18 protein-coding genes are annotated in these 22540 nt (G+C 37.3%); 6 read left to right on the top strand and 12 right to left on the bottom strand.

Annotated features, from left to right (window positions below; genetic code table 11):
* Nucleotides 1-74 precede the first annotated feature (74 nt).
* Together B3I52_RS08325 and B3I52_RS08320 are read left to right on the top strand one after the other, a co-directional pair.
* A complete protein-coding gene (locus B3I52_RS08325; protein ID WP_293300302.1) occupies nt 75-548 on the top strand; it encodes an FKBP-type peptidyl-prolyl cis-trans isomerase in 474 nt (157 codons plus the stop codon).
* Between the two features lie 4 nt (nt 549-552).
* Nucleotides 553-1416 carry an FKBP-type peptidyl-prolyl cis-trans isomerase gene (locus B3I52_RS08320; RefSeq protein ID WP_293300300.1) on the top strand — a complete coding sequence of 288 codons (864 nt, stop codon included), beginning with the start codon at nt 553-555 and terminating at the stop codon, nt 1414-1416.
* A gap of 33 nt (nt 1417-1449) precedes the next feature.
* Here the strand turns inward: B3I52_RS08320 and B3I52_RS08315 are convergent, their stop codons facing one another.
* Genes B3I52_RS08315 through B3I52_RS08305 form a run of 3 tightly spaced genes read right to left on the bottom strand, consistent with a single transcriptional unit; the run spans nt 1450 to nt 4521 of the window.
* Nucleotides 1450-2766: a cryptochrome/photolyase family protein gene (locus B3I52_RS08315; protein WP_293300298.1), complete on the bottom strand. Its 1317-nt coding sequence runs from the start codon at nt 2764-2766 to the stop codon at nt 1450-1452.
* Nucleotides 2747-3664, bottom strand: a complete 918-nt coding sequence (locus tag B3I52_RS08310) for a TIGR01777 family oxidoreductase (RefSeq protein ID WP_293300296.1) — start codon at nt 3662-3664, stop codon at nt 2747-2749. The genes B3I52_RS08315 and B3I52_RS08310 overlap by 20 nt, the downstream gene beginning before the upstream one ends.
* Nucleotides 3665-3708: 44 nt before the next feature.
* Nucleotides 3709-4521: an alpha/beta hydrolase family esterase gene (locus tag B3I52_RS08305; RefSeq protein WP_293300295.1), complete on the bottom strand. Its 813-nt coding sequence runs from the start codon at nt 4519-4521 to the stop codon at nt 3709-3711.
* Nucleotides 4522-4787: 266 nt separating this feature from the next.
* Between B3I52_RS08305 and B3I52_RS08300 the strand changes: the two genes are divergently transcribed.
* From B3I52_RS08300 to B3I52_RS08285, 4 genes are all read left to right on the top strand, one after another.
* Nucleotides 4788-5771, top strand: a complete 984-nt coding sequence (locus B3I52_RS08300; RefSeq protein WP_293300293.1) for a 2-hydroxyacid dehydrogenase — start codon at nt 4788-4790, stop codon at nt 5769-5771.
* A 150-nt stretch (nt 5772-5921) separates the two neighbouring features.
* A complete protein-coding gene (locus tag B3I52_RS08295; RefSeq protein WP_293300291.1) occupies nt 5922-6791 on the top strand; it encodes an aldose 1-epimerase family protein in 870 nt (289 codons plus the stop codon).
* 43 nt (nt 6792-6834) lie between these two features.
* Nucleotides 6835-9189 (top strand): phosphocholine-specific phospholipase C, encoded by a 2355-nt coding sequence (locus B3I52_RS08290; protein WP_293300289.1) that lies wholly within the window; start codon nt 6835-6837, stop codon nt 9187-9189.
* A 43-nt stretch (nt 9190-9232) separates the two neighbouring features.
* On the top strand, nt 9233-11146 hold the full coding sequence (locus B3I52_RS08285) for an ATP-dependent DNA helicase (RefSeq protein WP_293300287.1): 1914 nt from the start codon (nt 9233-9235) through the stop codon (nt 11144-11146).
* Nucleotides 11147-11223: 77 nt separating this feature from the next.
* Here the strand turns inward: B3I52_RS08285 and lipA are convergent, their stop codons facing one another.
* The 9 genes from lipA to B3I52_RS08240 all read right to left on the bottom strand — a co-directional run bounded on the left by lipA (nt 11224) and on the right by B3I52_RS08240 (nt 22427).
* Nucleotides 11224-12117, bottom strand: a complete 894-nt coding sequence (gene lipA / locus B3I52_RS08280) for a lipoyl synthase (protein ID WP_293300286.1) — start codon at nt 12115-12117, stop codon at nt 11224-11226.
* A gap of 75 nt (nt 12118-12192) precedes the next feature.
* Nucleotides 12193-14238 carry a tetratricopeptide repeat-containing sensor histidine kinase gene (locus B3I52_RS08275; RefSeq protein WP_293300285.1) on the bottom strand — a complete coding sequence of 682 codons (2046 nt, stop codon included), beginning with the start codon at nt 14236-14238 and terminating at the stop codon, nt 12193-12195.
* A 310-nt stretch (nt 14239-14548) separates the two neighbouring features.
* Complete coding sequence (locus tag B3I52_RS08270) at nt 14549-15490, bottom strand: phosphatase PAP2 family protein (RefSeq protein WP_293300284.1); 942 nt, start codon at nt 15488-15490, stop codon at nt 14549-14551.
* A 69-nt stretch (nt 15491-15559) separates the two neighbouring features.
* Nucleotides 15560-16180, bottom strand: coding sequence for a sterol desaturase family protein (locus B3I52_RS08265; RefSeq protein WP_293300283.1), 621 nt, complete (start codon nt 16178-16180; stop codon nt 15560-15562).
* Between the two features lie 4 nt (nt 16181-16184).
* Nucleotides 16185-17468 (bottom strand): DUF4833 domain-containing protein, encoded by a 1284-nt coding sequence (locus tag B3I52_RS08260; protein ID WP_293300282.1) that lies wholly within the window; start codon nt 17466-17468, stop codon nt 16185-16187.
* A 3-nt stretch (nt 17469-17471) separates the two neighbouring features.
* Complete coding sequence (locus tag B3I52_RS08255; RefSeq protein WP_293300281.1) at nt 17472-20033, bottom strand: DUF5686 and carboxypeptidase-like regulatory domain-containing protein; 2562 nt, start codon at nt 20031-20033, stop codon at nt 17472-17474.
* Between the two features lie 5 nt (nt 20034-20038).
* Nucleotides 20039-20410 (bottom strand): GtrA family protein, encoded by a 372-nt coding sequence (locus tag B3I52_RS08250; protein WP_293300279.1) that lies wholly within the window; start codon nt 20408-20410, stop codon nt 20039-20041.
* A gap of 4 nt (nt 20411-20414) precedes the next feature.
* Nucleotides 20415-20870: a phosphatidylglycerophosphatase A family protein gene (locus B3I52_RS08245; RefSeq protein WP_293300278.1), complete on the bottom strand. Its 456-nt coding sequence runs from the start codon at nt 20868-20870 to the stop codon at nt 20415-20417.
* Nucleotides 20871-21113: 243 nt separating this feature from the next.
* Nucleotides 21114-22427, bottom strand: coding sequence for an inositol-3-phosphate synthase (locus tag B3I52_RS08240; RefSeq protein ID WP_293300276.1), 1314 nt, complete (start codon nt 22425-22427; stop codon nt 21114-21116).
* Between the last annotated feature and the right edge of the window lie 113 nt (nt 22428-22540).

Raw genomic sequence — 22540 nt, 5'->3', positions numbered from 1 at the left:
ACTATTGTCTTTCTAAAAACTGTTAAATTTGGTTAAAAATTGTAGCATCGGGTTTAAAAGTTTATTTTTGCTGAATGAAGTTGAAAACGAAGTTTTTACTGATGATGGCTGTGATTGTTACAGTAGTAAGTTCATGCAGTAAAGACGATTATGATGCAGAAAAACAACTGGCAAAAGATGATGCCCTGATTGTTGAATTTATTACTAAAAATAATATTCCAGCTACGAAACACAGTTCTGGACTATATTATCAAATTATTACACCCGGCGAAGGAGCTAGTGTAACCGCGAATTCTACCGTAGGTGTTAATTACGAAGGAAAGTTGTTAAATGGATCTCAGTTTGACAAGTCTTCTCAAATGGTTACTTTTCCGTTAACGAGAGTAATACAGGGTTGGACTATTGGCGTGCCTTTAATTAAAGTAGGAGGTCGTATTAGGTTAATTGTTCCCTCTGTTTTGGGATACGGAAATCAATCTCCGGGAGCAGATATTCCTAAAAATTCCGTTTTAGATTTTACTATAGATTTACTTCAAGCACAAAACTAATTTAATGCGTAAAATAACATCATATATCGTAGCACTTTTTAGTGCGGTAGTTCTTTTCTCTTCTTGTAAAAAAGAATATGAAACGGTAGAAGATTTGGATAATAAGAGCATAAAAGCGTATAAAGAAGCGCATAGCAATTTAACTTTTAACGATGTAAATGGCTACAGTTATGTAATTACTGATGCAGGTGCAGGTACCGATGTTAAAAATTCTGATTCTGTTTATTATTCTTATACCTTTAAATCTATTTCGGGCAATATTTACAATCAAACAAGCGATTTGATGACACCAGGGACTTTTTTGGGATATACAGATCGATTTTTTATTGGGAATATGGCCTATGTGTTTAAGCCAGTTCGCGAAGTATTTTCTAAATTGAAAAGAGGAGGAAAAGCTACACTTCTTTTACCTTCTAGAATGGCGTTTGGTAAAAATGGGCTGAGTGCTTTTGGCATAGGTTCTAACGAAACTATTATGGTTGAATTGGGGCTATATACTTATGAAAAGAAACATGAGGTTGATGCTTATGAAATGTCAACATTTATTACAAGAAACAACTTAACTTTCGATACAGACCCCTCTGGCATTCGTTACAAGATAGCCACCGCGGGCACCGGAACCGATATAATTGGCACACATTCTACACTGGTAGTAAATTATACGGGCAGGTACTTGGATGGAACTGTGTTTGATTCTGGAACTAATGTTACTTTTAGGTTAGATCAGTTAATTAAAGGTTGGCAAGTAATGTTGCCCGGTAAAATTACTGCGGAAGGAAAAATTAGAATTATTGTTCCTTCTCACTTAGGCTATGGAGCTAGGCCACTAGATTTTGATATAGAAGTTACCAAAGTAACGAACGATTAACATTAAAAAGTCCCGATTAGAGCTCGGGACTTTTTAATTTAGTGCTTTTTTGTAAGTTGCTAAAGTTCTTTTTCTAGCAAAGTCATGTGCTACTATTGGTACGGGTAACAAAGCCTTTTTATATGCTGGAGCCCATTTAAAAACGTACTGCATTTTTGGGTCGAATTTTTTTAGCTGCAACTCGGGATTAAATACTCTGAAATAAGGAGCGGCATCGTTGCCACTGCCGCAAGCCCATTGCCAACCGCCAACATTGCTGGCTTGCTCGTAGTCTAGTAGCTTTTCTGCAAAGTAAGCTTCGCCCCAACGCCAGTCAATTAGCAAGTGTTTACATAAAAAACTGGCAACTACCATACGTACACGGTTGTGCATAAAACCAGTGTTGTTCAGCTCTCGCATTCCTGCATCTACTAATGGGTAACCTGTTTCGCCTTTGCACCAAAGCTCAAATTCTTTTTCGTTGTTACGCCACTGAATATGGTCGTAGTTAGGTTTAAAAGCTTTGCTAGTGGTATGCGGGAAGTGCCATAAAATCATCATGTAAAATTCTCGCCAAGCTAATTCCGAAACCCATTTATCTGCTTTTTGGGCAAGTGCCTGGCTAGCTGCTTTTCTAATGCTCACCGTTCCAAAACGTAAATGCAGACCTAAGTGCGTAGTCGCATCTTTTGCAGGAAAATCCCTGTCTTTTTCGTAAGAAACTAATTTGGAGGCAAAGTTTGCAGCAGGAAACTTAGTATTACTGGCAGAAAATCCAATCTTTTTTAAAGTAGGAAACTCAAAAGCTTTGGTTTGGTATAAGTTTTTGAAATACTTGTTAACGGGATAAGACTTTAAATAAAATGAATTGAGCTTTTGTTGCCACTGTTTATAGTAAGGTGTAAAAACAGTATAAGGCGTACCGTCAGCTTTTTGTACTTCATCCTTCTCAAAAATTACTTGATCTTTAAATGTATGAAAAGCAATGTTGTTTTGTTCTAGCAACTCACCAATGGTTTTATCTCGCTTTCTGGCATAAGGTTCGTAATCGTGGTTAGCGTAAACCTTAGCTACTTTAAACTCATTAATAATTTCTTGCCAAGCATTTTCTGGGGTATTAAATTTAACCAATAATGAAGATCTTTTTTCCGCTAGTTTATCATTGATTTTTGATAGCTGTTGATGGATAAAATCAACCCGTGCATCTGCCCTGTTTGCTAATTTATCTAAGATATTTCTATCAAATATAAAAACTAACAAGATGGGGTTTTCGGCTTTTAGTGCATGGTAAAGTGCGGCATTGTCATCTAACCTTAAATCTCTTCTTAACCAACAAATATTAACGGTGGGCTTATTGTTTTTTTCGCTCATAAATAGCTCTTAATGCGTCTTCAAGGTTTAAATAGGTGAATTTAAAGCCTGTGTGGAGTATTTTTTGTGCAGAAGTGTTCGTGCTAATTAAAGGTAAAATACTTCGCTCTCCTAATATGGCCTTTAATACAAATTTAGGAATATTAAATGGCCAAATTGGTTTGTGCAGTACTTTGCCTAAGGTTTTGGTAAAGGTTTTATTGGTTACTGGCGAAGGAGCTGTGGCATTGTAGGCATCAAACATAGTTTTATCCTTTAGTGAATGAATAAAAATATTCACTAAATCGTCTATATGTATCCAAGGCATCCATTGTTGGCCAGAACCTAAAGCGGCGCCTGCAAAATAGTTGATGGGTTTTTCCATCGAGGTTAAAGCACCGCCTTTTTCGCTCAGTACAATTCCAATCCTTATTTTAACTGTTCTAATACCTAATGCAATTGCTTGGTCGGTTGCTTTTTCCCAAGCTAGGCAGCAATCGGCCATAAATCCGGTTCCAGGTTTACTTTCTTCCTCTAAAATTTCATCGCCTCTATCGCCGTAAATGCCCACGGCCGAAGCAGATATGTAATTTTCAACGTTAGCATTGGTTTCTTTTATTGCTTTAAAGATTAACCCGGCAGCCTTTGTTCTGCTGTCAATAATTTGTTGTTTGCGTTTTGGGGTCCAAGGTTTATCCGAAATACCTTCGCCTGTTAAATTAATGATGGTGTCAACGCCATTTAGGGCATCGTTATCTATCGTTTGTTGATAAACATCCCATATAAAAACCTTAACATCTTTTTGAGAAATGGGTTTTCTTGCCAAAATAGAAACTTGATACCCTTGGGCTACTAGTTTTGAGATAAGTTGCTTACCAATTAATCCGGTAGCGCCAGCAACGAGAATGTTTTTTGCCATATCAACTAAAACCCTAAAGTTAAGATTTAGTTTTTTATAGCGAATTACAACTTATTTTTTGTGTATTTCTTAAAGAAATCTATAATAGGTTGATTAGCGTTTTTAGGGTATTCGTGGCCTCCAGGATAAATAAATAACTGAAAATCGTTGCCATCTTTACCTGTGTAGGCAGTAATGTTGCTGTCTAGCTTTACCCCATTTTCGGTGCATCCGTTAACACGTAGTATTTTGTTGTAGGTTCTTTCTTGCCATTCTGGTTTTACCAAAGGGTCGTTTTTGCCCATTAAATGAAACCCAGGTTTGGGAGTGTTTAATTTTGCAATGAGCTTTCCGCCAGAAGTGCCAGTAGGTGCAAAAGCGGCAAATTCGTTGGCACGGGTGGCCCAAAGTAAGTAAGTAAAACCACCTCCGTTAGAGTGCCCGGTAGCGTAAATTCTGCTATTGTCTATTTTGTAATCGGCACGCAGTGTTTTTAGCATGGCATCAAAAAACTGTAAGTCTCTGTTTTCATTGGTTTGATCGGTCATTACCCAACCGCTTTTTTTGCCTTCGGGGTCGGTTAACATCCCTACGGTATTAAGCCCTTGCGGACAAATGAAGATGGCTTGCGGCCAAAGCTTTTCAAAGCCTCTTGTGCTATACATTTTTTGCATGGTGCCACCATGGCCATGAAATGTAAAAATAATTGGGGTTGGTTTAGTTTTGGCAGTAGCCGGAATATAAACTAATGCTTTTCTAGTTTCGCCGTTAATAGTCCATGTTAAAGTTTGGGGTAATTCTTGAGCTAAAGAGCTTCCAAAGGAGATGAACATTAATAATGTCCATAGCTTTGCTTTTAAAGTGTGGTTCGGGTTCATGCCTTCATAGAGTCTAATTTTAAGACAAAGTTTAATTATGCTGTATAAATTTTGTAAAAAAGCGGTTTTTTGATGCCTTTAATTGCTATTTGATATAAACAATGCCAGTTAAAAAGCGTTCTTTTATACCTATCTTAGCTGATAAGGGTAACCATATATAAAAGGTGTTTTTAAGGTTGAATTTTTATGGACTGTTGAAAATCGTAATATTTAATCTGTGCATGTATGGTTAGTAATTAAGTTGATAGGTTAATGTGTTTTAGATTATGGAGAAAGTTTTAGTTACACGACGTATTAGCGATAATGCCTTGGCATTTATACAAAAATCTGGTTACGAAACTACGATTTACACCGAGATTAAGAACATTGCTCAAAACGATTTGATAAAAATGTGCGAAGGCCATGTAGGGTTGCTAAGTGTTGGCCCTAATAAAATTGATGAGCATTTTTTAAGTTCCTGCAAACATTTAAAAGGCATTGCTTTAATGAGCGTTGGCTATGATAAGGTTGATTTAGATGCTGCAAACAGCTATGGTGTGCCAATTAGCAACACCCCAGATGTATTGAGTGAGGCAACTGCCGATACCGCTTTTTTACTGATGCTTGCCGTAGCTCGAAAGGCCTTTTTTATGCACAAGACCATTGCACGAGGCGAATGGCAATTTTTTAATCCAATGCAATACTTAGGACAAGAATTACATGGTAAAACTTTAGGTGTTTTAGGTTTGGGCAGAATTGGTTTAGAGTTGGCAAAAAAAGCCAAGGCAGCCTACCACATGAACATTGTTTACCACAATAGAAACAGAAACGAACAGGCAGAAAGGCAATTAGGTGCTAAATATTTAACTTTTGATGAACTCTTGGCTCAAAGCGATGTACTTAGCGTACACGTAAATTTAACCAACGAAACTAAGGGGCTTTTTGATAAGAATGCTTTCGGTAAAATGAAGCCCAATGCAATCTTTATTAATACCGCCAGAGGAGCAATACATCATGAGGAAGATTTGCTAGCGGCATTGCAACATGGAACCATTTGGGGTGCGGGCTTAGATGTAACCAACCCAGAACCAATGGATAAAAACAACCCTTTGCTAGATATGGAGAATGTATGCGTGTTGCCACACATTGGTTCTGCTACAGAAGAAACTCGTGAGAAAATGGCAATGATGGCTGCTCAAAATATAGTGGCTGCTTTAAGAGGTGAGCAAATGCCACAGGTAATTAATCCAGAAGTTTACGAAAGTTTATAAGCTTAGCCACAGCACTTGTCTCGATTATGGGATGCACACATTTGCAAATCGATCATTATAAATAAAAAAATAGTTGTGCATCTATAGCTAAAACTGTTAGCGTTTGTTAAAAATTTGAAAAGCTAGCTATAAAAGTTTTATTTTTATTTTATGATAGTTTCCATAAAGAACGAGCATCTAATTATTGATTTTTCTACTAAAGGTGCCGAACTGCAGCGCATTGTTGGCACAGATAGTACTATTAATTACATGTGGAACGGAGATGTAAAGTTCTGGGGCAAGTTTAGTCCGGTGCTGTTTCCTATTGTAGGCGCATTGAAAGACAATACTTACCTCTATCAGGGTAAAAAATACGAGCTCTCTCGGCATGGTTTTGCCCGAGATATGGAATTTGATTATGAGCTTATAAGCACTGCAGAAATTATCTTCAAGCTTAAAAGTACCGAAGAAACACTTAAAAACTACCCTTTTCAGTTCGAACTGCAATTGAAGTATAGGCTTCATGGCGCTAGTTTGCAATGTACTTACCAAGTGCTTAACCTAGCTAAAGAAACCATGCTTTTTGCTATTGGGGCACATCCGGCTTTTGCCGCCCCATTAAACAACGAAGGTGCTTATACAGATTATTACTTGCAGTTTAATAACGACGACGAACTAACTTTTCATCACATAGCACATAATTTAATTTCCGATAAAACAACTACTGTAGAGCTTAAAGATAAAATGCTGCCGCTAACACATGAGCTTTTTTACGAAGATGCTTTGGTGTTTAAAAACTTAAAAAGTAACCAGATACGTTTATTAAATAAGAAGAACTATAACGGGCTTAACTTTCATTTTGAAGGGTTTCCGTACTTTGGGGTTTGGGCGGCAATAAATGCCAATTTTGTTTGTTTAGAACCTTGGTGCGGCATAGCCGATAGCCTTAACCATAACCAGCAGTTAGAAGAAAAAGAAGGAATGGAAAAATTGCCGGCCGGGCAGACTTGGGAACGAAGCTGGGAGGTTTGCTGTTTTTAAGACTTTCCTTAATTTTACTTTTCAAATCTTTACCTTTAATAAATTGACTACCAGACGAAATTTTCTTAAACAAGCAAGCCTATTATCAACGGCTGCGGTATTGCCCAACGTTTTTCCAGAAGCTATCCAACGGGCATTGGCCATTAATCCAGCTCTTGGAACTACCTTTTACGATGCCGAGCACATTGTGTTCTTAATGCAAGAAAATCGTTCTTTCGATCACATGTTTGGTACGCTAAAAGGAGTGCGAGGCTTTAACGATCCGCACCCTCATATTTTGCCCAACCAAGATAAAGTTTGGTTGCAACGCGATGCCAAAGGAAATGCATATAGCCCTTTCCATATCGATCTTAACAGCACAAAAGTAACTTGGCAGGGTGGTTTGCCACACTCATGGCCAGATCAAATAGCCGCTCGTAACGATGGTAAATACGATAAATGGGTGCCTGCAAAATCGGTAATGTCATTGGCTTACTATAAACGTAAAGATTTACCTTTTTACTATGCCTTGGTAGATGCTTTTACCGTTTGCGATCACCATTTCTGTTCTTCTTTAACAGGAACCACGCCAAACCGATTATTCTACTGGACTGGCAATATCCGTCCAAATCCTAACGATAAATCTTTAAGGCCCGTAGTAAGTAATTACCAAGCAGAGTCGCATACCAACCGTTTTGTAGATTGGCCAACTTTTCCAGAATTGTTAGAAGATAATGGCATAGATTGGCGAGTTTACCAGAACGAAATTTGGACAGCCAAGCTGCCCGGAGAAACAGATGATTGGTTAGGGAACTATGGTGATAATGCCTTAGAGTATGTAAAAAGGCACCGAGTAAAACTATCGGCATATTTTAGGGAAAATGGCGATAAAACGGTAACTCCCAACTTATCTGCCGAAGAAGTTTTAGCGCAATACAATGCCTTAAGTGAGCGTGAAAAAAAATTGATAGATAAGGCTTTTACTACAAATATTAATGCGGCTAATTATTTAGATTTAGTATCGCATAGTTATGAAAACGAGGCCGGAAAAAGAGAAACTTTAAATGTGCCAAAAGGCGATATATTTTATCAGTTTAGGAAAGATGTAAACGAGGGTAAATTACCAACAGTTTCGTGGTTGGTAGCTCCCCAACGTTTTTCAGACCACACCAGCTCTCCTTTGTATGGTACTTGGTACGTTTCGGAAGCATTGAATATCTTAACCCAAAATCCAGAGGTTTGGAAAAAAACTATTTTCATTGTTAATTACGATGAAAACGATGGTTATTATGATCATATGCCGCCATTTGTAGCGCCAAAACCCAATACTACAGCTCGCGGAAAGGTTTCTGCCGGTATCGATACCGCATCAGATTACGAAGCTAACGAAGGAAGCCCCATTGGCTTGGGCTTCCGTGTACCTATGATTGTGGCCTCGCCATGGAGTAGGGGTGGTTTTGTAAACTCGCAAATTTTTGATCATACCAGTACGCTGATGTTTTTAGAAGATTTTTTGAAACACAAGACTGGAAAACAATTGAAGAGTGAACAAATTAGTACTTGGCGTAGGGCAGTTTGTGGCAATATGACTTCGGTGTTTAGGCCTTATCATGGAGAACCGTTTAAAACACCAAACGCTTTAATTAGAAATGAAGTTATTGAACATATTCAGAAAGTAAAACACAAGCCCAAGCAAGAAAGGCCACATTCGCTGAAAGAAGAAGATATTTTAAAAATTAACCGACACCATGCTTTCGAGAAAGGCTCATCAGCCTTGATGGCAGCACAAGAAAGAGGAACAAAACCCGCTTGCGCATTGCCCTATTATTTAACGGTTAATGCCCGTTTAAACGAAACTAGAACCAGTGTAGTTCTTGATTTCGCTACTAGCGATAAAAGTTTTGGCGCACCATTTAATGTGTCGGCCTTAAATACTTATAGTGGCGAGCGGGGCAGAAATTGGTACATGGCCGTTAAGGCAAACGATTATTTGGAAGACAATTGGGAAATTGCCGCCTTTGCCAACGGCAAATACGATTTGTCGGTACACGGGCCAAATGGTTTTTATCGCAGATTTTCTGGTAGTAAAGCCGATCCGAATTTGCTTTTAAAATGCCTGCCAGCGCAACAAGGGGTGTTACTTAAAGATACAGGCAACCTACAGTTGTATTTAGAAAACAACGAAACACACTCTTTAGAACTTGTTATTTCAGATCCATTTTATAAAGTAAACGGCCAAACTGTAAAAATTAAGGCCAGAAGCAAAAAAATAATTTCGCTCAACTTAAAAAAATATCACCATTGGTATAACTTCTTTATTACTGTTAAAGGATTTGAAAATTATAAAACGCATTACGCTGGCCATGTAGAAACGGGTAAAGAAAGTATAACAGACCCTTATATGGGCGGAGTTTTATAATCTTAGGATAATTTTTGCTAAATAATTTAGCTAAATTTGTGCTATGATTAAGGTAGATGAGGCAAATCCTGTTGCGGCTAAAGTTTTCGAGTTTATAGAATACACCAACCAATCTGTTTTTTTAACAGGAAAGGCCGGTACGGGAAAAACTACGCTATTAAAGAAAATTAAGAAAGAGAGTGCCAAAAAAATGGCAGTAGTTGCGCCTACTGGTGTAGCTGCCATGAATGCAAAAGGTACTACCATAAATTCTTTTTTTCAATTGCCGCCAGATTCCTTTTTTCCGGGCAATGTAAGTTTACAGGGGTTACAGCAGGGTATTGTTGCTATTCAATCGGTAGTTAACGAGATCAGTTATACGAACGATAAGCTGAAGTTATTTAATGAACTAGAGCTGTTGGTAATAGATGAGGTGTCGATGGTTCGGTGCGATGTGATGGATATGATAGATGCCCTGTTGCGTGCTGTTAGAAGAAATAACAACCCTTTTGGAGGACTGCAGTTGCTGCTCATTGGCGATTTATACCAGTTGCCACCGGTAACTAAACGCGAAGATTGGGCGTTTTTGAGTAGTGTTTATCCTTCTCCATATTTTTTCGATTCGGTGGTTGTTCGCCAATATCCGGTACTGCAAATTGAACTAACTACTGTTTTTAGGCAAACCGAACAAACTTTTATCAAAATATTAAATGATATTAGAAGTAACCAAATTGATGAAGAAGATTTGGCATTGCTTAACCAAAGGTTTAATCCCACGTTTAAAGATACCACAGCAATTAACCCGATAATTATTACTTCGCACAATGCCGAGGCTAATTTAATTAACCAACAAAAATTAGCTGAACTGGAAGGTGAAATCTACACCTTTGATGCAGAAATTAACGGTGAATTTAAGGAGTTTGGTTTGCAGGCAGAACAACAATTGCAATTAAAGGTTGGTGCGCAAATTATGTTCATTAAAAATGACACTGGCGATGAAAGAAGGTTTTACAACGGGAAAATTGGTAAAATTAAATCGCTAACCAGCGAAGAAATTTATGTTGCATTTGTAGATGAAGAAGATTTGTTGTTGAGCAAAAGTGCTTGGCAATCTTTTGAATATAAGTTGGATGACGAAGAGCAGGTGTCTCAAAACCAAATAGGCGAATTTTTACAATATCCTATAAAATTGGCTTGGGCAGTTACCATTCATAAAAGCCAGGGTTTAACTTTTGACCATGCCATTATCGATGCTGGTAAATCTTTTATTAGCGGGCAAGTTTATGTAGCATTAAGTAGGGTAAGAACCTTGGGAGGTTTGATACTTAAATCAAAGATTAATAAAGATAGTTTGCGTACCAATAACGAGGTGCTCAATTTTATGAAACCTTTATCGCTGATAGACTTAGCATTGCGTATGGAAAAGGCCCAAGAGCAATTTATTTTGCAATTGGTAATGGATCATTTTTGTTTCAACAACATTATTCATGAGCTTAATTTAATAGCGCAAGACCAAGAAATCATCAAGGCCAATATCCCAGAGTTTAAAGCGCAGCTTACAGAAGTTATAACAGCCACGCAAGCATTAATTTTGCTAGTAGATAAGTTTCAGTTGCAGTTAAAGCACCTGCATCAACAGCATGGTTTTAAAGAACAGCAAACAATTCAGGCCAGAATAACGGCAGCAAATAGCTACTTTGCAAAAGAACTTACTCAAAAAATTTTAAACCCTATTTTAAGAACAATAAGGGTAAAACCTAAAAATAAAATACAGCAGCAAATTCAATATCAGTTACAAAGAGTAAGAAAGCATATAGAAAACGGCATTACGCTGATGCACATTGGCACCACCTTGTTAGAAGAACAGCTTGTGCCAGAAAATTATGTAGCATGGATTGTAAAACATAGAAAACAGCAACAAAAAGTACAAGAGGGAGTGGTGGCTAACCCCGAAGCAATTACTTTACAGCTGTTTTAAAAAATGAAATGCTACTTGTATGGAGAAGCATTCCGCTATTTTACGGATTGATCTTCGCTACTTTGATGTTCTAATTGCTAAACAATTCCCTCAATAGGAAATAAGTGTTTTTCTGCGTGATAAGAAGAACGCACCAATGGGCCGCTTTCTACGTATTTCAAACCTTTTGTTTCACCAACTTCTTTGTATTTCGCAAACTGGTCTGGGTGGATCCAGTCTATAACTGGATGGTGCGCTTTGGTAGGTTGCAAATACTGCCCCAACGTTAAGATATGCACACCGTTTGCCACTAAATCGTCCATTGCTTCAAAAACATCTTCTTCAGTTTCGCCCAAACCAAGCATAATACCGGTTTTTGTACGTAAACCAAATTCCGAAATTCGTTTTAAAGCTTCTAAACTTCTGTCGTATTTAGCTTGTATTCGTACTTGGCGGGTTAATCTTTTCACGGTTTCCATGTTGTGCGAAACTACTTCAGGTCTTTCTTCTAAAACACGGTACAGGTTATCCCATTGGCCTTTAAAATCAGGTATTAAAGTTTCTAAGGTAGTAATTGGGCTTTCTCTTCTAATGGCTTTTAAGGTTTCGGCCCAAATAATAGAGCCCCCATCTTTCAAGTCATCGCGGTCAACCGAGGTAATTACGCAATGTTTTACTCCCATTAGTTTAACCGAGTTGGCTACGCGGTTAGGCTCGTCGGTATCAACCGCTAAAGGGCGGCCGGTGGCTACTGCACAGAAAGAACAAGAGCGGGTACAAATGTTACCCAAAATCATGAAAGTTGCCGTGCCTGCACCCCAGCATTCGCCCATATTAGGGCAATTGCCACTTTCGCAAATGGTATGCAACTTATGTTCATCAACCAAACTTCTCACCTGTGCATATTCTTTACCCACAGGTAATTTAACCCTTAGCCAATCGGGTTTACGAGCTTTTTCGGTAACGGGGGCAACAACTGGAAGTTCAATCATGTTGCAAAGTTAAGCAATCTTGTTGAATAGTTGTAACGTTGTAATGTTTGGCAGTTGTAATGTTTTGGGGGTTATTTAGCCTTTAATGGGCAAGGTAATATAAAACGTAGTTCCTTGGCCTAGTTTGCTTTCTACTTGTAAGTCGCCTTTGTTTTGCAAAATCATATCCTTACATAGAATAAGCCCAATATGATAACCTTTTTCACCGTAGGTACCAGTGTTGGGTTTATGTGTTAAATTAAAAAGGTTTTCTCGGTCAACCTCATTAATGCCAGGCCCCGTATCTTTAATGGTGCAAATTACTTTGTCATTTTCCACTATCGCATCAAAAATAATTTCATCGTTGGCCTTACAAAACTTAACAGCATTAGATAGTAAGTTTCTAATTACCACGTGTGTCATATTTAAATCGGCAAATACCGTTAAATGAGCGTTAACTCTATTTTCTACTTTTATGGCCTTTAATTTAATTTGCGAATCTAGTAACTCGATATTGTGGGCTATCACTTGACGTAGTTCAACAGCTATTGGATTTACTACTATGCCACCGAGTTGGTTTTTAGACCATTCTAACAAATTGTCTAGAAAGGCAGCCGTAGTATAGGTGGTTTCTTCTAGTTTAGAAAACAAAGCAGTTAGTTCTTTTTCATTTAAGGCACCTTGTCTGTACATTTCGAAGAGCATTCTTAGGTTGTTGATGGGGCCTCTTAAATCGTGAGAAACGATAGAAAAGAATTTGTTTTTTACCTGATTCAGTTTTTCTAGCTCTAAATTTTGGGCAAATACAATTTCCATTTGAGTTTTCAACTCTTCATTAAGCGCACTTAATTCTTCGTTTACTTCGGCAATTTCTTGCTTTTGCAGTTTTAATTTGGCATTTGAGGCTTTGCTTTCTGCATTTCTTTTGTAATAAAGTATTAAAAGTACGCCTACAAGAATAAGAAGAACAGAGATAATGGTAATTGCTATAACATAATCGTTGTTTTTAGCGGCAATTTTTTTGTTGCTTTTTTCGAGATTTTTGTTGTCTGTATTTACGCGGGCCAAATCGTCTAAAATAATTTCTTTTTTGATTTGCTTGCTATCTATACTATCTGTAATAGCGATGTGTTGGGATTGGTATTTTAATGCTTCGGCAAAGTTGCTTTGTGCTTTTTCTATTTTTACCAAATATTCGAGTGCTTGTACCACCAAGCCTCTAGAGCTAGATTCATTGGCTTTTTCTAGGCCTATTTTGGCACTTTCTTCTGCCTTTTTATAATCTTTTAAATGTAGATATGAATCTGACATCGACATTAAAACGACCGCTTGTTGATAAACATTTTTAATTTTTTGATTATTCTCTAAAGCTATTTTAAGATGTTTTAATGCCTGTTTATGTTGCTGTAGATTATTTAATACTAAGCCAATGCCCCAATTGCTTAAAGCAATACCGTTTAGGTCGCCAAGTTTTTCTCTAATGGTTAAACTTTTTTGATAGTAAGAAAGGGCCAGCCTAGGCTTGTTGAGTTTTCTGGCAGAACTGCCAAGAGAAAAAATAGCACTAGCTAAGCCTGCTTGATCATTAGGCGTCTCTTTAACGCTTTCGTACACCTGTCTAAAATAAATATCTGCGGTTTTATACTCTCCCAAATCAAAATAGAGCGACCCCAAGTTCATGATACATTGGTTAATGCCCCGTTTATAGTTAAGCTTTTTAAAGATTTGGAGTGACTCTTCGTAATTTTTTACAGATTCTTGCTTTTTATCTTGCCTATCGTGGACAAAACCCATATTCACCAAGCTTCTGCCAATGCCATTCAGATAATTGCAAGCTCTCGCTTTTTCGTTCCCTAGTTTAAAATAATATAATCCGCTATCTAAGTTAGACTGTACGGCATAGGCAATTCCTATATCTATATAAGCGTTGGCAATGTTAGAATCAATATTGTTTTTTTCTGCAAGCCGTAAATATTGGTTGGCATAATAGCGTTTCTTGATTGGATCAATAGACGTGTAGGCTGCGGATAGCTTTCTTAATATTTTAATTTGGGTGGTATCTGCATCGGTTGATTTGAGCTGTGCTAATAAATCGTCAACTTTGGATGTTTGCGCATTTGCAAATAAACCAATGCAATTCAATAATAGGGTGAAAAATATAAGCCGTTTTCCGTTTTTAAACACACTGAGCATAATTAGGTGGTTATTTGGCTAATAACTTTTTAAAGATAGATATTTATTCCTATATAGTGTAGCGAAAATGCGGGTTGTATAGCTAGTTTATTTATGGAGCAGTGTCAAAGTTTGATAGACCTATCACTTTTCTACCAATAGGATGATAACCAGGGGGGTGCATGGCCTATGAAATCAAAGAGTAAAATCACCGCTAGGTTTTTACGAGTTACGATATGTTTGCTAGCTGTTGGCAATAGTGCCGAATTGGCTATCCTGATTAAGAAATTAACTTAAGCATGCTTTGTATAAAGCTACTCAAAGGTTTTCTTTCTTTTAACCAGTTGAACGTAAATATGCCAATAATAGCCGTGATGATACCGGCCAATACATCTGCCAAATAATGGTGACTGGTGTAAACGGCGGCAAACCAAATGCCCAACATAACGGTAATAAAAAAGATATTCGCTTTGCGGAATTTACCTTTTGCAGCATAATAAACTACAATTAACGGATAGGCCGAATGTAAAGAAGGCATTGCCGCAAAAACATTTGAACCTTTGCTGTAAATTGATTTGAAGAGATCGGTGCCAAAGAAATTATCGAAACGAACTAGGCCAGCAGTATTTCCGGGTGTGTTGGCAATAAACTCGAAGCCGTGTTGCTGTACGTACCAAGGCGGGGCAGCAGGGTACAGGTAGTACACCACAAAGCCTAAAAGATTTACCCAAACAAAGGTGAGCAAGAAATTTAAAAAATTTCTTTTTTCGTTGCTAAAGAATAAAAATGCTGCAAAAGCTAAGGGAACCGGTACCCACATTAAGTAGAAAAACCCTGTTAGCATATCTAAAAACGAATTGGTATGCAATAACCAATATTCGTTTGGTGTAAGTATTTTTCCTGCTTGTGTTATGCCAAAAATGTTTTTCTCAAAGTTGTAAAGGTCTGCTATGTGTACGGCACCGTAATTGTAATTTGGGAAAGCCTTCATGTAGTCATAGATAATCCAATAAACAATAAAGATGGAAAACCCTATGATGAATTTTCTGGTAGTAGATGTAAGGTAGTACAGTGTATTAAAAATTCCAATGAGCACCAGTTGATCTGTTTTAAAACCAACTAAAAAATAAGATAATACTAGATATAATGCAGAAATGCCAATGGTTAAAGGCAAGTCTTTTTTAATATTTCTTTTTTCCGCCACGGGAATTTCTGATGTCATATAAAGTCAAAAGTAAAAAATGAAAAGCCAAAAGAGCGCACCTCGTTTAGCGAGCTTTCCTAATTACAGCTATTTTTTATCAAATCCGGATCTGAACACACCATCCCAAAACATCCAGCTTACGCCAAAACCTTTCGATGCATCTTGGTAGTGGTGCAACATGTGGTGGTGCTTTAGCTTTTTCCATAAACCGCTTTTAAAATTGGCATGATGTAGGGCGTAATGTACCATATCGTAAAACAAATACCCCCCAATAAAACCAATAAAAAAAGCATATACTTTAGTGTCTGGCAAAAGCCAGTCGAACAGGAAATAAAATCCTAAAGCCAAAGGTATGCTGGCCGATGGTGGCATTACCAAACGATTGGCATCATTAGGATAATCGTGATGCACCCCATGAAAAATGAAATGGATACGCTTGCCCCATTTGCTGGTTGGGTAAAAATGGAAAATCCAACGATGTAATACGTATTCAGTAATTGTCCAAATAAAAAGCCCAAAAGCCAACCATCCAAAAAATTCTAATACTGCAATTTTCACATCAAACAATGCCTTCCACGCCAAGAAAAAAATTAGCGGTACATAAATAATTAAGGGCACATAATACTTTACTTTCGAAAGTGGTTCTAGCAAGTTACTTTTGAACATTCTTGTCGACTCGCTAGAGTTTGAGATAAAATTCTTTGCCATGAGATTAAACTTTTATTCTTTCGGTTACCATTTTGTTGATATTGTTCGCATCGTAACCTTTAAATTCAACATATTTTACATTGGGTACCCAAAAAGTACCACCTTCAATTCTTAAAAAAATTCTTTCGAGCACCATTTTTTTGTTGTTTGCTGTTACGTAAACTCTGTATTTTTTATCTGTTGGCGATTTGGTCAACAATAATGGGAGCTTTTTATACGATACAAACTTTAACTCGTAATTGCCGTTGCCTAAGCTTTTACTAGTTACACCATAAGCAAATTTACGCTGTATATAGTTCAAGTCTTTTTTGCCTTCTTTATCGGCATAACGCATCCAAAATACATTTACAGGGTGTTCATTGTTTAAATCGCCTTTGTCGTTTACGTTTAACTGGCAAATAATGGTATTGATATTAGGATCTCGTTGAACGTAAAATAACTGGTTTTCGATATTTTTTGGTGTAGGAAAGGTTAGCGGCGAAGGATCGTTGTCTGGGGTTTGCGCATAGGCTGATGTTGGTTTCCCGAGATTTAAGCTTGCCATAACGAAGAAAAACACAATAGTAGCGGCTTTCCCGCTTTTTATACCAAACTCTTTGGCGTCTAAAGCCTTTTTTGCATCTCTTAACCTATTTACGGCTGTAATATTGGTCATAATTGCCATGAGCGTAATAGGTAAAGTAAAAATGCTCATGGTTTCAAAAATATGGAACTCTACACCAGGGATGTAGATTTTATAATCGGCACCTAAAAAGTTGTAGGCAATACCGCAAGCTATGGCAAAAACGCCAATGGTTACCACACGTTCTGGCCGTTGCATTAAGCCTCCTTTACATTCTACACCCAGGCCTTCGGCTCGGGCTCGGGTATAACTTACCATCATAGAGCCTATTAGCGCAATAAAAGCAAATAACGAACTTAGAAAGTAATGGTGTGACACTAGGTAATAGCAAATTCCCAAGAACATTACCATTTCGCTGTAGCGGTCTAAAACAGAATCGTACATGGCGCCAAACTTAGAGCTCATGTTGCCTAAACGAGCCACTTGACCATCTAACATATCAAACAAGCCCGCAAATAATACCAATGCACCTGCCCAGCCTACATATTCTAATTCGCCACGGTTAGATTTTTCTGCTCCAATAATAAAAATTATAGCTACACCAATATTTAATAACAAACCAATGGTGGTAACCATGTTTGGGGTTAGTCCAATTTTAATCAACCCCTTTACAAAAGGGTTAATTACTTTATATATACCTTGCTGTAGGTTGTCTCTTAGTTTCATTTTTTAAAAATCTAGTTTTATTCTAGCTCTAATGCCCCACTCCGTAACCTCCGGATTGTTGAGATAGTTAAATCTTTTAACCAAATCTACTCGCAGAAGTTTGAAAATATTTCCTAAACCAACGCTGCCTTCCATGTAGGGTTCTTTGTTTAAAGAGTAGGTTCTTTGTAAACCATTTTCAAATAGAGGCATTTTATAATTTCCTATTGGGTTTTTTTCAGGATTGTTTTCGTCTCTTAAACCACCGTAAATAGCTTTAAAGGCAACAATTTCACGTAATTTTAATTTGCTTAGCAAAGGTATCTTGTTTAAAAAGAAACCGTTAAAATTATGGTCGATATTTATGGCGGCATACCGATCGCTTACAAACTCTAAAAAGTTCATTAAGTTGTAAGAATTTAATTGGTACGCATAGGTTTGGTTGGCACGATGTATGGCTAACAAAGGAAATGGAACTTTGCCGGCAATGTAAGCGCCTTCCAAAGTAACATCAGTAAAACCTAGTTGAGAGAGATAGAAACGTTTATCTATACTACCCATAATGTTGTGGTAGTTATACTCGCCACCAAGAAAACCTTTAATGCCTGCAGTATATCTTAAATTAAAAATTGGATAACGGTCTATAATTGGTGTACGATAGATTTTACCTTGATAGAATTTTTCGTTTTTAGCATATCTAAGACCTACACTTAGTTCTGTGGTGTTTAAACGGGTAATATTTGTATGGTTAGCCGCATCGGTATATAACAATCCGCCTGCTGGAGTTTGTGCCCATTTTTTTAGGCCCACGGTGTAAGAGAACCTGTTTTCGAATTCTTTTACGTAATCTAAACGGTAAAAATCGTTGTACAATAACATGTCATTTACGCCACGCTTAAATGAGAGTAAAAAGTTGTCTTCTTGTACAAACTGTAACTCTTGCCCGGGTATTTTAGTATCTCGCTGAAAACTAGCCCTAATGTAGTTTTGAGGAAATTTGTAAATAGATTTATTGTTCAACGAATAAGTTCCCGATAAAAAGAACTTCCATTTTTCATCTTTAAAACCGTAAGCTGCATAGTTTTCGAAATAAAACCGTTTGCTTAATGCCGGTGTGGTTCTGCCTCCTACACGCAAACGGAAACCTTCTACATTGTTAAAACTATAAAATGTATTTGTTGGGCCAACTTCGTAAGGGCCAAAATCCCAATAGCCTGCAAACACAAAGGTTACCAGTTTAATTGTTTTTCTGAACGATGGCAGTTTTTGAAGCGTATCGATATTACTGTAAATTTTTAGCTGTTGCGGAGGTATCGAGTCTAAGCGGTTTTGTAACCAAAAGCCGTCAGTTTTTTTATTGGCATCTGCCAACACTTCTAATTTTTTGCCAGAAAATACGGTGTCAGGAATTTCAATGTTTGTTTTATATTGTTCGTAGTTTACACTTCTTTCGCCCGTAAAACCGATACCTTTATTCTTACTTATCCCGAAATCGGCAACCAAGTTGCTTTTGCTCAAATAGTACCTGTTGTCTGTATTTTTTTTAAAATCAAGCTCAATCTCCATTCCCCTCACAAAGTTAAGGTTAATGTTTTTGTTTACGCCAAACGCTGCTTTTTGTACGGCATAGTTGCCATCCATGGTAATGTAGATTTTGCCTTCGAACAACATATCGCCTTTGGTGCGTGGTGTAAATGAAAGCTCAACCGTATTTCCAGTATTACTTTTTACAGTATCGGTAATAAAGAATTTGTAAAAATTAGGGGCCGAGTTTGCTATTGGACTTAAAAATTCGTTGCTCATTACAGAAATATTATTGTCGTAGATGTTGATGTTTTGGTACATCCTATCGAAATAAGCTTTCATGCCCTCGTTGTCAATAAACCTATTGTCAAACTCTACTTGCTTTTCTGCTAAAACTATGGTTTTGCTTTTGTCTGGAGAGAAGCTTAAATATTGGTCGGCCAATTTTTCTTGGATATAAATTGGCAAGAGGTTTTTTCCACCAATTTTTGTTGAATCTTGTTCTTGAAATAAGAATTGATAGTTTCTGAAAATACGCTTGTTTTTAAATTTCTCCGAAACGTTGCTCATAGAGAACAACATTTTCTCGTACTCTTTGTACTGTACGGTTTCGTAAGCCTTCGGCTGGTTTTTATCCTTATTGTCGATAACTTGTCTAATGAGTTCTACTGCCGGATTGTCCTTGTTTTTGTACCTAACTTTTTTGCCTGCTATAATGGTAACTTCGTTTAACGATTGTGCGTTCGATTTTAAAAGAATATCTAGCTTTTGGGTTTGCCCTACTAAAATATTTTTGTACAAAACCTCGTAACCCACATAATTAAACTTTAGTTTATTGTGGTTTTCATTAGTGCTTATCTTGAAATTGCCATCTAAATCTGTTTGTGTGCCCAAGCGGGTATCATTAAAAAAGATAGACACGTATGGCAATGTTTCTCTAGTAACGGCATCTCTAACAGTGCCTGTAATGATAGTTTTCTGCGCAACTACCGATGATATGCCAATAATCATTACACTAATAAACATTAGTGCGTAAATTAATATTTTATGTGTGTGTTTCATTTCTACTAGGTGAAAATGAATTGCTTCTGCATGAAGTAATTATAAATAGTACCAATCAGTCCAGAAACGAGAATTTTTGAAAGCATGTAATTAATGCTTAAAAAATGAGTGAGCATGTAAACTCCTGTAGTTACAATCAAAAGATTGCCGCACCAGACTAAAATGTACTTTAAAATTTGAAGCTTTATGTCTTTTTCGTTAGCGCTAAAGACCCAATTACGCCCCATATAAAAGTTTACACAGCCACCAACAACTGTTCCTGTTACACTCCCTGCAACATACCAGATACCTAAAAAGCTTACACAAAACCATGTAACTAAGTAGTCTGCCAACGTTGCCGTTAACGACGAAGCTTGTGCTTTTATAAAGGTTAACATCTTCTTAAAATATGTTGAAGAAAATTATTATTTGCAATACGATGTTGGCATAAATCCCTGCCAAAACATCATCAGCCATTACGCCCCAACCACCGGGCCACTTTTCTAATCTACGTATGCCTAATGGTTTTAAAATGTCAAAAAACCTAAACAATACTAGCCCAGCAATAATGTATTTAATTTCTACTGGTACAAAAAGCAGTGTAATACACATTCCTGCAACTTCATCTATTACCACTCGGTTGTGGTCTTTGCCCCAAAGTACTTCTACTTCGTTGGCGCTTCTTACACCTTGCATGGTGAGCAACAAGGTTACTAAAACCGGTGTTAGGTTGGGTTCGTGTGTGCCTGCTTGTAAAAAGTACCATAAAATACAGGTAAATATTGCCGCATAAGTGCCCGCTCCCTTGCCTATATAGCCAATTCCTAAGCTGGTCGATATGATTTTGTGAAATCGCAATTTTTAATTTCTATGTTTCTAATCAAATCTTTCTTTTCGATGGTGCAAAACTATGGAAACTTTTTTTAAACCTAAAGTTTCCAATAGGTTGTTTGTACCACAGTTAAAGCAATTTACATTGTGCAGACAAATGATTAGGTGGTTAAGGAAACTGTTTAAGTTTGGCGAATCTATGATTTCACCTTTGTTAAACAGTTTCCTGGTTGGATAGGCTTATTTTACCCAGGCCTTGAGTATTGTTAATTAGTTTTCGTCGTAATAATCAAGCCCTAAATGAGTGATTAATTCTTCGCCCATGAAGTAGCGCAAGGTATTGTGCAGTTTCTCCAATTGTTTGAAGATATCGTTCTCTGGACGTAATCCTTCTTTAGTTTGTGGGGATTTTAAGTAGAACGATAACCATTCTTGGATACCACTCATGCCGGCACGTTTGGCTAAATCTGAGAATAAAGCCAAGTCTAAAACAATAGGAGCAGCTAAGATTGAGTCGCGGCACAAGAAGTTAATCTTAATTTGCATTTTGTAGCCCATCCATCCAAAAATATCGATATTATCCCAGCTCTCTTTGTTATCGCCGTGAGGAGGGTAGTAGTTGATACGGATTTTGTGGTACATATCGCCATACAAATCAGGGTTTTGCTCTGGCTTGAAGATATCTTCCAATACGCCTAATTTAGACACTTCCTTAGTTTTAAAGTTATCCGGATCGTCTAATACCAAGCCATCGCGGTTACCTAAAATATTATCTGAGAACCAGCCACGTACACCTAAAGAACGAGACATTAAGCCTGGAGCTAAAATGGTTTTCATTAAAGTTTGACCTGTTTTAAAGTCTTTACCGGCTACTGGCGTTTGTGTTTGTTTAGCCAATTCTAACATTGCAGGAATATCTACCGTTAAGTTTGGTGCTCCGTTTGCATAAGCGTAACCCAATTTCAATGCAGCATAAGCATAAATCATACTTGGTGCAATATCCGGGTTGTTGTCTTTTAGGCCTTGCTCAAAAGCAGCTAAAGTTTGGTGAACTTCAGAAGGCTCTAAGTAAATTTCGGTAGAACCGCACCACACCAATACAATACGTTCGCAATTGTTTTTAGCTTTAAAGTCTTTAATATCTTCGATTACTTGCTGTGCTAAATCCCATTTTGTAGCAGCTTCTTTAATGTAAGTGCCATCTAAGTTTTTAACGTAGTTTTTATCGAAAGCAGCTTTATAAGGTTTAATGGCTTCTAATTCATCTTTGATGTCGTATAAAAGATGCCCATCAATTACTTTAGCTTTCATTGCGGCATCATACACGTTATCTTCGTACACATCCCAACCACCAAATGCTAAGTCTTCTAATTTTGCTAATGGAACGAAATCTTTAATTAAAGGCTCGTTGTTGTCTGTTCTTTTACCTACACGAATGGTACCCATTTGTGTTAAAGAACCAATAGGTTTAGATAGACCTCTTCTAGCGGCAACTACACCTGCAATCATGGTGGTAGCTACAGCACCCAGACCTGGCATCATGATACCTAATTTTCCATTGGCTCCTTCTACTTGCTTTTTCATCTGTTTATTATTAATTATTATGTGTTAATCCTATTTAAGTTTTAAGTTGTAGGTTTTAAGTGTTGGCCATGGTGCTTTAGTGCCACTTACAACCTATAACTTATTACGTAAAA

This window comes from Pedobacter sp. UBA4863, assembly GCF_002399615.1.
Classification (GTDB): domain Bacteria; phylum Bacteroidota; class Bacteroidia; order Sphingobacteriales; family Sphingobacteriaceae; genus Pedobacter.
Note: the sequence above shows the minus strand (reverse complement) of the source record. Positions and strands in the feature narration are given on the sequence as shown.

Coding starts and splice junctions, on each gene's coding strand:
- B3I52_RS08325 (WP_293300302.1), top strand. CDS start 75: ATGAAGTTGAAAACGAAGTTTTTACTGATGATGGCTGTGATTGTTACA.
- B3I52_RS08320 (WP_293300300.1), top strand. CDS start 553: ATGCGTAAAATAACATCATATATCGTAGCACTTTTTAGTGCGGTAGTT.
- B3I52_RS08315 (WP_293300298.1), bottom strand. CDS start 2,766: ATGAGCGAAAAAAACAATAAGCCCACCGTTAATATTTGTTGGTTAAGA.
- B3I52_RS08310 (WP_293300296.1), bottom strand. CDS start 3,664: ATGGCAAAAAACATTCTCGTTGCTGGCGCTACCGGATTAATTGGTAAG.
- B3I52_RS08305 (WP_293300295.1), bottom strand. CDS start 4,521: ATGAACCCGAACCACACTTTAAAAGCAAAGCTATGGACATTATTAATG.
- B3I52_RS08300 (WP_293300293.1), top strand. CDS start 4,788: ATGGAGAAAGTTTTAGTTACACGACGTATTAGCGATAATGCCTTGGCA.
- B3I52_RS08295 (WP_293300291.1), top strand. CDS start 5,922: ATGATAGTTTCCATAAAGAACGAGCATCTAATTATTGATTTTTCTACT.
- B3I52_RS08285 (WP_293300287.1), top strand. CDS start 9,233: ATGATTAAGGTAGATGAGGCAAATCCTGTTGCGGCTAAAGTTTTCGAG.
- lipA (WP_293300286.1), bottom strand. CDS start 12,117: ATGATTGAACTTCCAGTTGTTGCCCCCGTTACCGAAAAAGCTCGTAAA.
- B3I52_RS08270 (WP_293300284.1), bottom strand. CDS start 15,490: ATGACATCAGAAATTCCCGTGGCGGAAAAAAGAAATATTAAAAAAGAC.
- B3I52_RS08265 (WP_293300283.1), bottom strand. CDS start 16,180: ATGGCAAAGAATTTTATCTCAAACTCTAGCGAGTCGACAAGAATGTTC.
- B3I52_RS08260 (WP_293300282.1), bottom strand. CDS start 17,468: ATGAAACTAAGAGACAACCTACAGCAAGGTATATATAAAGTAATTAAC.
- B3I52_RS08255 (WP_293300281.1), bottom strand. CDS start 20,033: ATGAAACACACACATAAAATATTAATTTACGCACTAATGTTTATTAGT.
- B3I52_RS08250 (WP_293300279.1), bottom strand. CDS start 20,410: ATGTTAACCTTTATAAAAGCACAAGCTTCGTCGTTAACGGCAACGTTG.
- B3I52_RS08240 (WP_293300276.1), bottom strand. CDS start 22,427: ATGAAAAAGCAAGTAGAAGGAGCCAATGGAAAATTAGGTATCATGATG.